At 32.2% G+C, this 12,136-nt stretch carries 17 protein-coding genes; 14 read left to right on the forward strand and 3 right to left on the reverse strand.

Annotation, left to right across the window (positions count from 1 at the left end):
• The first annotated feature begins 22 nt into the window (after nucleotides 1-22).
• Both lipA and JQN76_RS08190 read left to right on the forward strand, forming a co-directional pair.
• Nucleotides 23-940: a lipoyl synthase gene (gene lipA / locus JQN76_RS08185; protein ID WP_000201875.1), complete on the forward strand. Its 918-nt coding sequence runs from the start codon at nucleotides 23-25 to the stop codon at nucleotides 938-940.
• Nucleotides 941-1,069: 129 nt separating this feature from the next.
• On the forward strand, nucleotides 1,070-1,453 hold the full coding sequence (locus tag JQN76_RS08190) for a YutD family protein (protein WP_000598444.1): 384 nt from the start codon (nucleotides 1,070-1,072) through the stop codon (nucleotides 1,451-1,453).
• A gap of 78 nt (nucleotides 1,454-1,531) precedes the next feature.
• On the opposite strand, the gene JQN76_RS08195 is transcribed toward JQN76_RS08190, so the two are convergent.
• A complete protein-coding gene (locus JQN76_RS08195; protein ID WP_000566649.1) occupies nucleotides 1,532-1,798 on the reverse strand; it encodes a DUF3055 domain-containing protein in 267 nt (88 codons plus the stop codon).
• Between the two features lie 97 nt (nucleotides 1,799-1,895).
• Here JQN76_RS08195 and JQN76_RS08200 point away from each other — a divergent pair, with 97 nt between their 5' ends.
• The 9 genes from JQN76_RS08200 (at nucleotide 1,896) to dltD (ending at nucleotide 8,775) form a co-directional block, all read left to right on the forward strand.
• Nucleotides 1,896-2,330: a DUF86 domain-containing protein gene (locus JQN76_RS08200; protein WP_000273981.1), complete on the forward strand. Its 435-nt coding sequence runs from the start codon at nucleotides 1,896-1,898 to the stop codon at nucleotides 2,328-2,330.
• A complete protein-coding gene (locus JQN76_RS08205) occupies nucleotides 2,330-3,109 on the forward strand; it encodes a TIGR01457 family HAD-type hydrolase (protein WP_000816184.1) in 780 nt (259 codons plus the stop codon). Before JQN76_RS08200 ends, JQN76_RS08205 begins: the two co-directional genes overlap by 1 nt.
• A 32-nt stretch (nucleotides 3,110-3,141) precedes the next feature.
• Nucleotides 3,142-4,101 (forward strand): 2-hydroxyacid dehydrogenase, encoded by a 960-nt coding sequence (locus JQN76_RS08210; RefSeq protein WP_000239131.1) that lies wholly within the window; start codon nucleotides 3,142-3,144, stop codon nucleotides 4,099-4,101.
• Nucleotides 4,102-4,354: 253 nt separating this feature from the next.
• Entirely contained in the window at nucleotides 4,355-4,465 is a 111-nt protein-coding gene (locus tag JQN76_RS08215) for a hypothetical protein (RefSeq protein ID WP_001790652.1), read from the forward strand.
• Between the two features lie 47 nt (nucleotides 4,466-4,512).
• Complete coding sequence (locus JQN76_RS08220) at nucleotides 4,513-4,665, forward strand: teichoic acid D-Ala incorporation-associated protein DltX (RefSeq protein ID WP_000837752.1); 153 nt, start codon at nucleotides 4,513-4,515, stop codon at nucleotides 4,663-4,665.
• 15 nt (nucleotides 4,666-4,680) lie between these two features.
• Nucleotides 4,681-6,138, forward strand: a complete 1,458-nt coding sequence (gene dltA / locus JQN76_RS08225; protein ID WP_000129653.1) for a D-alanine--poly(phosphoribitol) ligase subunit DltA — start codon at nucleotides 4,681-4,683, stop codon at nucleotides 6,136-6,138.
• Nucleotides 6,135-7,349 (forward strand): PG:teichoic acid D-alanyltransferase DltB, encoded by a 1,215-nt coding sequence (gene dltB / locus JQN76_RS08230; RefSeq protein ID WP_000613541.1) that lies wholly within the window; start codon nucleotides 6,135-6,137, stop codon nucleotides 7,347-7,349. The genes dltA and dltB overlap by 4 nt, the downstream gene beginning before the upstream one ends.
• A gap of 17 nt (nucleotides 7,350-7,366) precedes the next feature.
• Complete coding sequence (dltC, locus tag JQN76_RS08235; protein ID WP_000395692.1) at nucleotides 7,367-7,603, forward strand: D-alanine--poly(phosphoribitol) ligase subunit 2; 237 nt, start codon at nucleotides 7,367-7,369, stop codon at nucleotides 7,601-7,603.
• Nucleotides 7,600-8,775 carry a D-alanyl-lipoteichoic acid biosynthesis protein DltD gene (gene dltD / locus JQN76_RS08240; protein WP_001836920.1) on the forward strand — a complete coding sequence of 392 codons (1,176 nt, stop codon included), beginning with the start codon at nucleotides 7,600-7,602 and terminating at the stop codon, nucleotides 8,773-8,775. Before dltC ends, dltD begins: the two co-directional genes overlap by 4 nt.
• Nucleotides 8,776-9,037: 262 nt before the next feature.
• Here the strand turns inward: dltD and JQN76_RS08245 are convergent, their stop codons facing one another.
• On the reverse strand, nucleotides 9,038-9,280 hold the full coding sequence (locus tag JQN76_RS08245) for a NifU family protein (protein WP_001141883.1): 243 nt from the start codon (nucleotides 9,278-9,280) through the stop codon (nucleotides 9,038-9,040).
• A 100-nt stretch (nucleotides 9,281-9,380) separates the two neighbouring features.
• Here JQN76_RS08245 and JQN76_RS08250 point away from each other — a divergent pair, with 100 nt between their 5' ends.
• A complete protein-coding gene (locus JQN76_RS08250; RefSeq protein WP_000401414.1) occupies nucleotides 9,381-9,704 on the forward strand; it encodes a YuzD family protein in 324 nt (107 codons plus the stop codon).
• 58 nt (nucleotides 9,705-9,762) lie between these two features.
• On the opposite strand, the gene JQN76_RS08255 is transcribed toward JQN76_RS08250, so the two are convergent.
• Complete coding sequence (locus tag JQN76_RS08255; RefSeq protein ID WP_000794020.1) at nucleotides 9,763-10,827, reverse strand: NAD(P)/FAD-dependent oxidoreductase; 1,065 nt, start codon at nucleotides 10,825-10,827, stop codon at nucleotides 9,763-9,765.
• 316 nt (nucleotides 10,828-11,143) lie between these two features.
• Here JQN76_RS08255 and JQN76_RS08260 point away from each other — a divergent pair, with 316 nt between their 5' ends.
• Complete coding sequence (locus JQN76_RS08260) at nucleotides 11,144-11,380, forward strand: YuzB family protein (protein WP_001068337.1); 237 nt, start codon at nucleotides 11,144-11,146, stop codon at nucleotides 11,378-11,380.
• A 12-nt stretch (nucleotides 11,381-11,392) separates the two neighbouring features.
• A complete protein-coding gene (locus JQN76_RS08265; RefSeq protein WP_001143495.1) occupies nucleotides 11,393-11,752 on the forward strand; it encodes a HesB/IscA family protein in 360 nt (119 codons plus the stop codon).
• Nucleotides 11,753-12,136: the final 384 nt, after the last annotated feature.

Genomic DNA, 12,136 nt, shown 5'->3' on the forward strand with positions numbered 1-12,136 from the left:
TAACAGGAGGGTATGTGTTGTTATGGCGACAAAAAACGAGGAAATATTACGTAAACCGGATTGGTTGAAAATAAAATTAAATACCAACGAAAACTATACAGGACTTAAGAAGATGATGAGGGAAAAAAATCTTAATACTGTATGTGAAGAAGCTAAATGTCCTAATATACATGAATGTTGGGGTGCACGTCGTACAGCGACATTTATGATTTTAGGTGCCGTATGTACAAGAGCTTGTCGTTTTTGTGCGGTTAAGACAGGTTTACCTAATGAACTTGATTTAAATGAGCCTGAACGTGTAGCTGAATCAGTTGAATTAATGAACTTGAAACACGTTGTTATCACTGCTGTTGCGCGTGATGATTTAAGAGATGCTGGTTCAAATGTTTATGCTGAGACAGTACGTAAAGTTAGAGAAAGAAATCCATTTACAACGATTGAAATTTTACCATCAGATATGGGCGGGGACTATGATGCGTTAGAAACATTAATGGCTTCAAGACCTGACATTTTAAACCATAATATTGAAACTGTTCGTCGATTAACACCGAGAGTTCGTGCGCGTGCGACTTACGACAGAACATTAGAGTTTTTACGTCGTTCAAAAGAATTACAACCGGATATCCCAACTAAATCAAGTATTATGGTTGGATTAGGTGAAACTATAGAAGAAATTTATGAAACGATGGATGATTTACGTGCGAATGATGTAGATATTTTAACGATTGGTCAATATTTACAACCTTCACGTAAACATTTAAAGGTTCAAAAATATTACACGCCTTTAGAGTTTGGTAAATTAAGAAAAGTGGCAATGGATAAAGGGTTTAAACATTGCCAAGCTGGACCTTTAGTACGTAGTTCTTATCATGCGGATGAGCAAGTAAATGAAGCTGCTAAAGAAAAGCAACGCCAAGGTGAGGCACAGTTAAATAGTTAATATTTAACCATTAATAAGGCATAAAGGCTTAGTTTGTACAAAACGAACGTGTCATAGAAGTAATCATTATTTTTATGAAACACTAAAAGTATAAACTGAGCCTTTCATTGTCATAGATAGGTGAAGAATTTGATAAAAGTAGATCAACATTACTTTGAATTAATAGAAAATTATCGCGAATGTTTTAATGAAGAACAATTTATTGCTAGGTATTCAGATATTTTAGATAAATATGATTACATAGTTGGTGACTATGGTTACGATCAATTACGATTAAAAGGTTTTTACAAAGATTCTAATAAAAAAGCAGAGATGAGTAAACGTTTTTCAAATATTCAAGATTACATATTTGAATATTGTAACTTTGGTTGTCCTTACTTTGTATTAAGACATTTGTCTAAACAAGAGGTTAAAAAGTTAATCGAAGAAGTTCATCCGTCTGATGTGATAGATGACGACAATAAACTTCAAGATGTGAAGATTAAGCCAACCATTCAAGATACTGAACATTAATAAAACCCTTAGCTAGATTGAAAATGGGAATCATGCAATTCAAGCATGGACCTGTAATCTAGTTAGGGGTTTTTATCTTTAATGAATGACTTCATTTAAATACTCAGTAATTTCATCGCCTTCTTCAGCATTTACACCTAAAATATGAGCGATATAGCCTTCTTCTTTTAAATCATCAGTACCGATAATACCGAATTTATTTGTTTGCATATTAAGTACGAGTGTCTTACCATAATGTCTATTTGTATGGACTAACATCAAATCATATCGACTATGCTCGCCAACAAAACCAACAAACTGAACTTGACTCTCTTCGTTGTCATCATATAAATACATATCAATCATTTTGTAGCGACTCCTTTTAAAAGTAGTAAAGTTAGTATAACGACAAATGAAGTATACTGCAAAATTATGATAATATATAAGTGAGAGGTGACAAGGAATGTATTTTGTAGACAAAGATAAACTAACTCAGAAATTAGCCTATTTACAAGCATTAACTGATGATTATCATGAGAGCAAGCACAATCATTATGCATTTGAACGCATTGCTCAAATGTTGATAGAATCATCGGTAGATATAGGGAATATGATTATCGATGCATTTATTTTAAGGGATCCTGGTAATTATAAAGATGTGATTGATATATTAGAACTAGAAAATGTTATTACTAAAGAAACACAGCAGGCGATTAATAAAACTGTCGGTATTCGTAAACAATTTACATATGATTACACAGCCTTAGATATTAAGATTATCATGCCAATGTTTGATGACGCATTACCTTATTACAAACAATTTATTACAGAAGTAACGACATTTTTACATCAAGAAAATGTACCAGTAACAGCTTTTGGTAAAGGAGAAAATCAATAATGAAACAGTATAAAGCGTATTTAATCGATTTAGATGGCACAATGTATATGGGAACAGATGAGATTGATGGAGCAAAACAATTCATCGATTATTTAAATGTAAAAGGCATTCCTCATTTATACGTAACTAATAATTCAACAAAAACACCTGAGCAAGTAACTGAAAAATTACGTGAAATGCACATTGATGCTAAACCAGAAGAGGTTGTAACGTCAGCGTTAGCCACTGCTGATTATATTTCAGAACAATCACCAGGAGCATCAGTATATATGTTAGGTGGGAGTGGTTTAAATACTGCGTTAACCGAAGCGGGACTTGTCATTAAAAATGACGAGCATGTTGATTATGTAGTTATTGGACTTGACGAACAAGTTACATATGAAAAGCTTGCGATTGCAACGTTAGGTGTAAGAAATGGTGCAACATTTATTTCTACAAATCCTGATGTATCAATTCCTAAAGAGCGTGGTTTATTACCTGGTAATGGTGCTATTACAAGTGTTGTAAGTGTATCGACAGGTGTATCGCCACAATTTATTGGTAAACCAGAACCGATTATTATGGTTAAAGCATTAGAAATTTTAGGATTAGATAAATCCGAAGTTGCTATGGTAGGCGATTTGTACGATACCGATATTATGTCTGGTATTAACGTAGGTATGGATACGATTCATGTACAAACAGGTGTATCTACGTTAGAAGATGTGCAAAATAAAAATGTGCCACCAACGTATTCTTTTAAAGATTTAAATGAAGCAATAGCTGAATTAGAAAAATAGATATAGTCATTTTATAAAGTAGGTGAATTGATTTGGTAAAAATAGTTGTTTCGAGGAAAATCCCAGATAAATTTTATCAACAATTAAGTAAACTTGGTGACGTTGTTATGTGGCAAAAATCATTAGTGCCTATGCCTAAAGATCAATTTGTGACAGCACTTCGTGACGCAGATGCTTGTTTTATTACATTAAGTGAACAGATCGATGCAGAAATTTTAGCGCAATCACCAAATTTAAAAGTAATTGCGAATATGGCTGTAGGATATGACAACATCGATGTTGAAAGTGCAACAGCGAATAACGTGGTTGTCACGAATACACCAAATGTACTTACTGAAACAACTGCAGAATTAGGATTTACATTAATGCTTGCTATAGCACGCCGTATTGTAGAAGCTGAAAAATATGTAGAAGCAGATGCATGGCAAAGCTGGGGTCCTTATTTATTGTCAGGTAAAGATGTCTTCAATTCAACTATTGGAATATATGGTATGGGAGATATTGGTAAAGCTTTTGCAAGAAGGTTGCAAGGGTTTAATACTAATATTCTTTATCATAATCGATCAAGACATAAAGATGCAGAGGCGGACTTTAATGCAACATATGTTTCTTTTGAAACGTTGTTAGCAGAAAGTGATTTTATCATCTGTACAGCGCCACTTACAAAAGAAACACATCATAAATTTAATGCTGAAGCATTTGAACAAATGAAAAATGATGCAATTTTTATTAATATCGGTAGAGGACAAATTGTAGATGAAACAGCATTAATCGATGCACTAGACAATAAAGAAATTTTAGCATGTGGTTTAGATGTATTAGCAAATGAACCGATTGATCATACACATCCATTAATGGGACGTGATAATGTTCTGATTACACCACACATTGGTAGCGCATCAGTAACAACACGGGACAATATGATTCAATTATGTATTAATAATATAGAAGCGGTTATGACAAATCAGGTACCACATACTCCAGTAAATTGAAAATAAGTATGGTTTTTAATCATTGGTAAAACAAGCAAAGCAATTGTTAAATATGTTATGCTTGACTTGCGAATGTATATATTTGCGCTGATGATAATTCAATAACATTATAAACTCGTCATATTAATGTGATGAGTTTATTTGATTTTGACGTATATAACAAAATTGTTATATAGACTGTAATTGTTTATTGTTTAAATAACCTTTAAAATGAATGATGTTCTCAACAAAGTGTATCATTTACAATAATTGAGTGATGACAACCAATTACTATGTTGAATCTATAAAATTAAAATTGAATTTCATTATGAATATCGATATAATGAATTGTAAAAAACAAATTTTAAAACGTATTTTATATTGAACGGTCTTTATAAAGGCGTTTTTACTAAGAACTTTAAGAGGTGCAATATGAAATCTAAAAGTAAACAGCCACCTAATAAATATGTTGAAGCATTCAAACCATATTTATTAACACTATTGTATTTGGCAATATTTATTACTTTATATTTAATTTATGGCAGTGGCGACACACACAATAACTTCATTTATAATGAGTTCTAATGAGGGAGACTTAATATGACAGATATTATTAACAAGCTGCAAGCGTTTGCGGATGCAAATCCACAAAGCATTGCTGTTAGACACACAACTGATGAATTAACTTATCAACAGTTAATGGATGAGTCTAGTAAATTAGCACATCGATTACAAGGTAGTAAGAAACCGATGATTTTATTCGGTCACATGTCACCATATATGATTGTTGGGATGATTGGTGCCATTAAAGCAGGATGTGGATATGTACCTGTAGACACTTCAATTCCTGAAGACCGTATTAAAATGATTATTAACAAGGTTCAACCAGAGTTTGTATTTAATACGACTGATGAATCATTTGAAAGTTTAGAAGGCGAAGTATTTACAATAGAAGATATTAAAACATCTCAAGACCCAGTAATTTTTGATAGTCAGATTAAAGATAACGACACAGTATACACAATCTTTACATCTGGTTCTACTGGGGAACCTAAAGGTGTTCAAATTGAATATGCAAGTTTAGTTCAATTTACTGAGTGGATGTTAGAACTTAATAAATCAGGAAATGAACAACAATGGCTTAACCAAGCGCCATTTTCATTTGATTTATCTGTAATGGCTATTTATCCATGTTTAGCATCAGGCGGTACATTAAATCTTGTAGATAAAAACATGATTAATAAACCTAAATTATTAAATGAAATGCTAACAGCAACACCGATTAACATTTGGGTATCAACACCATCATTTATGGAAATGTGTTTATTATTACCAACGCTTAATGAAGAACAATATGGTAGTCTTAACGAATTCTTCTTCTGTGGTGAAATTCTACCTCACAGAGCAGCAAAAGCGTTAGTAAACCGTTTCCCAAGTGCGACGATTTACAACACATATGGTCCAACTGAAGCTACGGTAGCAGTTACAAGTATTCAAATTACACAAGAAATCTTAGATCAATATCCGACATTACCTGTTGGCGTTGAAAGACCAGGCGCAAGATTATCTACTACAGATGAAGGTGAACTTGTTATCGAAGGTCAAAGTGTAAGTTTAGGATACTTAAAAAATGACCAAAAAACAGCTGAAGTATTTAATTTCGATGACGGTATTCGTACATATCACACTGGTGATAAAGCGAAGTTTGAAAATGGTCAATGGTTCATTCAAGGTCGTATTGATTTCCAAATCAAATTGAATGGCTACAGAATGGAATTAGAAGAAATTGAAACACAATTACGCCAGTCTGAGTTCGTAAAAGAAGCGATTGTTGTACCTGTATATAAAAATGATAAAGTTATTCATTTAATTGGTGCAATTGTGCCAACGACTGAAGTTACGGACAATGCAGAAATGACTAAAAATATTAAAAATGACTTGAAATCACGCTTACCAGAGTATATGATTCCTAGAAAGTTTGAATGGATGGAACAATTGCCATTGACTTCAAATGGTAAAATTGACAGAAAGAAAATTGCAGAGGTAATTAACGGATGATTCCATATGGTGATTTTACATTCTTCTTAATTGCCTTAATTGCATTATTACCAGTCATTATACTTGGATTTTTAGGTAAGCGAAGTTACATTTATAATGGCGTAGTTACAGCATTTATGATTGTGTTAATCTTTTCTTCTGATAAACATAATCTGTTTGACCAAAAGTATTTAAGTGTTCAATTAATTAGTTTTATTATTTACGTCGTATGGCAAGTTTTATTGATAATGTTTTATTATCATTCAAAACCAAAAAATAATTCATTTTCAAAATTTGTAACTGTAATGGTTTTATCAATATTGCCATTAGCACTTGTGAAAGTGTTACAAAGTACATGGTTAGGTGGACATCAGATTCACTTCCATGAAAGTAAATTAATTGAATTTGTTGGTTTCTTAGGAATTTCTTATGTTACATTCAAAAGTGTGCAGTTAATTATGGAAATTCGTGATGGTTCTATCAAAGAAATTAAAGTATGGAAATTAATTCAATTTATTTCATTCTTCCCAACGATTTCATCTGGACCAATCGATCGTTACAAACGTTTCGTTAAAGACGATAAAAAAGTACCAACAGGCAATGAATATCGTGAATTAGTATTAAAAGCAATTCACATGATTATGCTTGGTTTCTTGTATAAATATATTGTTGCTTACTTTATTAACACATATGCAATCATGCCGTTACAATTAGACTTACATGGCTTTGTCAATTTGTGGTTATATATGTACGCATACAGCTTATATTTATTCTTTGACTTTGCAGGTTATAGTTTATTTGCGATAGCATTTAGTTATTTATTCGGTATTAAAACACCACCAAACTTCGATAAACCTTTCAAAGCGAAAAATATTAAAGATTTCTGGAATAGATGGCATATGACATTATCATTCTGGTTCAGAGATTGTATTTACATGAGATCTTTATTCTACATGTCTCGTAAAAAATTATTGAAGAGTCAATTTGCAATGTCTAACGTGGCATTCTTAATCAACTTCTTCATAATGGGAATTTGGCATGGTATCGAAGTGTATTACATTGTTTATGGTTTATACCATGCAGCATTGTTTATAGGTTATGGCTATTATGAACGTTGGCGTAAGAAACATCCGCCACGTTGGCAAAATGGTTTCACAACAGCACTTAGCATTGTGATTACATTCCACTTTGTAACATTTGGCTTTTTAATCTTCTCAGGTAAACTTATATAATAAAGGAGAATTTAATTATGGAATTTAGAGAACAAGTATTAAATTTATTAGCAGAAGTAGCAGAAAATGATATTGTAAAAGAAAATCCAGACGTAGAAATTTTTGAAGAAGGTATTATTGATTCTTTCCAAACAGTTGGATTATTATTAGAGATTCAAAATAAACTTGATATCGAAGTATCTATTATGGACTTTGATAGAGATGAGTGGGCAACACCAAATAAAATCGTTGAAGCATTAGAAGAGTTACGATGAAATTAAAACCTTTTTTACCCATTTTAATTAGTGGAGCGGTATTCATTGTCTTTCTATTATTACCTGCTAGTTGGTTTACAGGATTAGTAAATGAAAAGACTGTAGAAGATAATAGAACTTCATTGACAGATCAAGTACTAAAAGGCACACTCACTCAAGATAAGTTATACGAATCAAACAAGTATTATCCTATATACGGCTCTAGTGAATTAGGTAAAGATGACCCATTTAATCCTGCAATTGCATTAAATAAGCATAACGCCAACAAAAAAGCATTCTTATTAGGTGCTGGTGGTTCTACAGACTTAATTAACGCAGTTGAACTTGCATCACAGTATGATAAATTAAAAGGTAAGAAATTAACATTTATTATTTCACCACAATGGTTTACAAACCATGGTTTAACGAATCAAAACTTTGATGCTCGTATGTCTCAAACTCAAATTAATCAAATGTTCCAGCAGAAAAACATGTCTACTGAATTAAAACGTCGTTATGCACAACGTTTATTACAGTTTCCACATGTACACAATAAAGAATACTTGAAATCTTATGCTAAAAACCCTAAAGAAACTAAAGATAGTTATATTTCTGGTTTTAAAGAGAATCAATTGATTAAAATAGAAGCGATTAAATCATTGTTTGCAATGGATAAATCTCCATTAGAACATGTTAAACCTGCTACAAAACCAGACGCTTCTTGGGATGAGATGAAACAAAAAGCAGTTGAAATTGGTAAAGCTGATACTACATCGAATAAATTTGGTATTAGAGATCAATACTGGAAATTAATTCAAGAAAGTAAGCGTAAAGTTAGACGTGACTACGAATTCAATGTTAATTCTCCAGAATTCCAAGATTTAGAATTACTTGTAAAAACAATGCGTGCTGCTGGTGCAGATGTTCAATATGTAAGTATTCCATCAAACGGTGTATGGTATGACCACATTGGTATCGATAAAGAACGTCGTCAAGCAGTTTATAAAAAAATCCATTCTACTGTTGTAGATAATGGTGGTAAAATTTACGATATGACTGATAAAGATTATGAAAAATATGTTATCAGTGATGCCGTACACATCGGTTGGAAAGGTTGGGTTTATATGGATGAGCAAATTGCGAAACATATGAAAGGTGAACCACAACCTGAAGTAGATAAACCTAAAAATTAAAATACAAATAGCACATAACTCAACGATTTTGATTGAGCGTATGTGCTATTTTTATATTTTAAATTTCATAGAATAGAATAGAAATATACGCTTGGATATGTGGCAATAATAAAATAATTAATCAGATAAATAGTATAAAATAACTTTCCCATCAGTCCAATTTGACAGCGAAAAAAGACAGGTAATAACTGATTATAAATAATTCAGTATTCCTGTCTTTGTTGTTATTCATAATATGTTCTGTTAACTTAATATCTTTATATTAGAATACTTGTTCTACTTCTATTACACCAGGCACTTCTTCGTGTAATGCACGCTCAATACCAGCTTTAAGAGTGATTGTAGAACTTGGGCATGTACCACATGCACCATGTAATTGTAATTTAACAATACCGTCTTCCACGTCAATCAATGAGCAGTCGCCACCATCACGTAATAAAAATGGACGAAGACGTTCAATAACTTCTGCTACTTGATCAAACATCGTTGTATCTTCAGTAGGCATCAGGCAAGTCTCCTTTCGAGAGATGAATTTGATAATCTTTATTAGTATATTATAATAGATAGTGTAATAAAAATCTATCAAACCAATGGGGGATAAATATATGGAGCACGTGAGTGTGGTAGTATATGGGGCAGATGTTATATGTGCAAGTTGCGTTAATGCGCCAACATCGAAAGATATTTATGACTGGCTACAGCCGCTATTAAAAAGAAAATACCCAAATATATCATTTAAATATACGTATATAGATATTACAAAAGATAATGACAACTTAACAGATCATGATTTACAATTTATTGAAAGAATAGAACAAGATGAACTATTTTATCCATTAATTACAATGAACGATGAATATGTAGCAGATGGTTATATACAAACAAAGCAAATCACTCGATTTATAGACCAAAAGCTTGTGAATGAATAATATACACATAACAAAAAGCAATGTCAGTAATAGTGTGAACTGACATTGCTTTTTAATTTTAACCATTATGATATTTATATAACCAAAGTACGCCGGATTTTAAAATAGAAGCGAGTCGTCCTGTTACAGTGCGGTCCATGATATATGCAAAACCTTGTTTATCTCCTAATGACCCAACGATACCTTGTACCTTTAGTTCCGGCATTTTGTCAGGTAATGGTTCATTTAGCCATTGCTTTTTAAGCACATCGGCAATTTGATCACCTTGAACTTCGGCTAACTGAGCACTTGGCGCATGTGGTAAATCAGCACAATCACCAACTACATAGACGTTACGATATGTTGGTACTTGATGATACTGGTTAACTATCACGCGTCCATTACTATTTATATCAATCGGCAAGTTACGAACAACTTCAACAGGTTGAATTCCTGCTGTCCATACAACTAAATCAATATCTTTAGGTTCATCACAGTTATATATTTTACCAGGTTCAACTTTATTAATATTTGAATTTGGAACAACGGTAACATTATTTTTGGCGAACCATTTCGCAACATACTTACTTAATTTTTCTGGAAAATTTCTTAAAATTCGCGGCCCACGGTCATAAAGATATATTTCCAAGTCTGATCTACTTTCTCTTAATTCGCTGGCAAGTTCTATGCCACTTAATCCAGCACCAACGATACCAACTTTAGCACCTTCTGGTAGTTCACTAATACTATGGAAAGTATCCCGAGCCTTTGAGAGTGTTTGAATACTATGTGTATATTCTTCGGCTCCTGGAACGTTATGATACTTATCTTCACATCCTAAACCAATGATTAGCTCATCATAATCAATTTTAGAATTACCGACTGAGACAATTTGAGCATCTAAATCTATGTCGTTAATTTCACCATAAACTGTATTCACTTGTGGATGATTAGGGAATTTCATGCGAACATCTTTATCTGATTTCGTGCCCGCAGCTAAAGCATAGAATTCTGGTTTCAATCCATGAAATGGCATACGATCAACTAATGTGACTGTATAATCTTGTGGTAAAGAAGTAGTTAAAATGCGTGACATGATACGCATATTACCATATCCGCCGCCTAACAAAACTAAGTTTTTCATAATGAAGTACCCCTTTTATATGTTAATATTTACTTTAATTTTGAAAAGATCAAAGTGCATAGATATATTTGTTAATGAACAGTTATAAAATGCAAGTGTCTTTGATTCATCAATAACCCCTAAAAAAGTAAATATGTATTTATATGCTTATTATATATTTTTTTGAAAATGACTACAAATAAATATTTGTACTAACTAAGGCACTATTACATAACTGGGATAAGAAACATCAGTTGTTGGTAATTGAGCACATCATGTTAAAATACCAGTTTTAAAATGCTATAATATTGTAACAAATGAAATAAGAAGGTGAAGTATGAATCCGATCGTAGAATTTTGTCTCTCTAACATGGCAAAAGGTGGAGATTATGTTTTTAATCAACTGGAAAATGACCCAGATGTCGATGTGTTAGAGTATGGTTGCCTGACACATTGTGGTATATGTTCAGCCGGGTTGTATGCTTTAGTAAATGGTGATATTGTTGAAGGTGATTCGCCGGAAGAATTATTACAAAATATATATGCACATATAAAAGAAACATGGATTTTTTAAGGAGGAGTTATCATGCCAACAGTTATATTAACAGAAGCAGCTGCCTACGAAGTAAAAGATATGCTTAAAGCAAATGAAATGCCAGATGGCTATTTAAAAATTAAAGTGAATGGTGGCGGGTGCACTGGTTTAACATACGGTATGGGTGCAGAAGAAGCGCCTGGTGAAAATGATGAAGTCTTAGAATACTTTGGATTAAAAGTATTAGTAGACAAAGAAGATGCACCCGTATTAAATGGTACGACTATTGATTTTAAGCAATCATTAATGGGTGGCGGTTTCCAAATCGACAATCCTAATGCAATTGCTTCATGTGGCTGTGGTAGTTCATTTAGAACTGCAAAAGTTGCAGGTAATCCTGAAAATTGCTAATAAAATAACTTTTTAATGGTTAACCCAATTTTTGGGATACAAATTGATATCAATTATGATTAGGGACATATTTGATTATGTCCTATTTTTACGTAAAGATATTTTGTTTTATTAAAAAGCTTATTGAAAATTAAGAATCTCACTATAAATAGTATTTTAAATGATCGTGATAACGGATACATTTTTAATCGAAATCAGGCTACGAAAAAATTAATTAATTTTTTCACAATCTGACTGAATCTTGCTTGAAAATATAACATAAAAGCTATAGAATTAGTATTGGATTAAAAATGTCTTTTTTGTGAACATCACAGGTTTTTACATAATTTAAAAGACTTAAATAACAAAATGATGATAAACTAGTATACATTGTGGTAAAAGTAG

It is taken from the genome of Staphylococcus sp. SM3655, from assembly GCF_016917315.1.
GTDB lineage: Bacteria > Bacillota > Bacilli > Staphylococcales > Staphylococcaceae > Staphylococcus > Staphylococcus aureus.

Coding starts and splice junctions, on each gene's coding strand:
- lipA (WP_000201875.1), top strand. CDS start 23: ATGGCGACAAAAAACGAGGAAATATTACGTAAACCGGATTGGTTGAAA.
- JQN76_RS08195 (WP_000566649.1), bottom strand. CDS start 1,798: ATGATTGATATGTATTTATATGATGACAACGAAGAGAGTCAAGTTCAG.
- JQN76_RS08200 (WP_000273981.1), top strand. CDS start 1,896: ATGTATTTTGTAGACAAAGATAAACTAACTCAGAAATTAGCCTATTTA.
- JQN76_RS08205 (WP_000816184.1), top strand. CDS start 2,330: ATGAAACAGTATAAAGCGTATTTAATCGATTTAGATGGCACAATGTAT.
- JQN76_RS08220 (WP_000837752.1), top strand. CDS start 4,513: ATGAAATCTAAAAGTAAACAGCCACCTAATAAATATGTTGAAGCATTC.
- dltA (WP_000129653.1), top strand. CDS start 4,681: ATGACAGATATTATTAACAAGCTGCAAGCGTTTGCGGATGCAAATCCA.
- dltB (WP_000613541.1), top strand. CDS start 6,135: ATGATTCCATATGGTGATTTTACATTCTTCTTAATTGCCTTAATTGCA.
- dltC (WP_000395692.1), top strand. CDS start 7,367: ATGGAATTTAGAGAACAAGTATTAAATTTATTAGCAGAAGTAGCAGAA.
- dltD (WP_001836920.1), top strand. CDS start 7,600: ATGAAATTAAAACCTTTTTTACCCATTTTAATTAGTGGAGCGGTATTC.
- JQN76_RS08245 (WP_001141883.1), bottom strand. CDS start 9,280: ATGCCTACTGAAGATACAACGATGTTTGATCAAGTAGCAGAAGTTATT.
- JQN76_RS08250 (WP_000401414.1), top strand. CDS start 9,381: ATGGAGCACGTGAGTGTGGTAGTATATGGGGCAGATGTTATATGTGCA.
- JQN76_RS08255 (WP_000794020.1), bottom strand. CDS start 10,827: ATGAAAAACTTAGTTTTGTTAGGCGGCGGATATGGTAATATGCGTATC.
- JQN76_RS08260 (WP_001068337.1), top strand. CDS start 11,144: ATGAATCCGATCGTAGAATTTTGTCTCTCTAACATGGCAAAAGGTGGA.
- JQN76_RS08265 (WP_001143495.1), top strand. CDS start 11,393: ATGCCAACAGTTATATTAACAGAAGCAGCTGCCTACGAAGTAAAAGAT.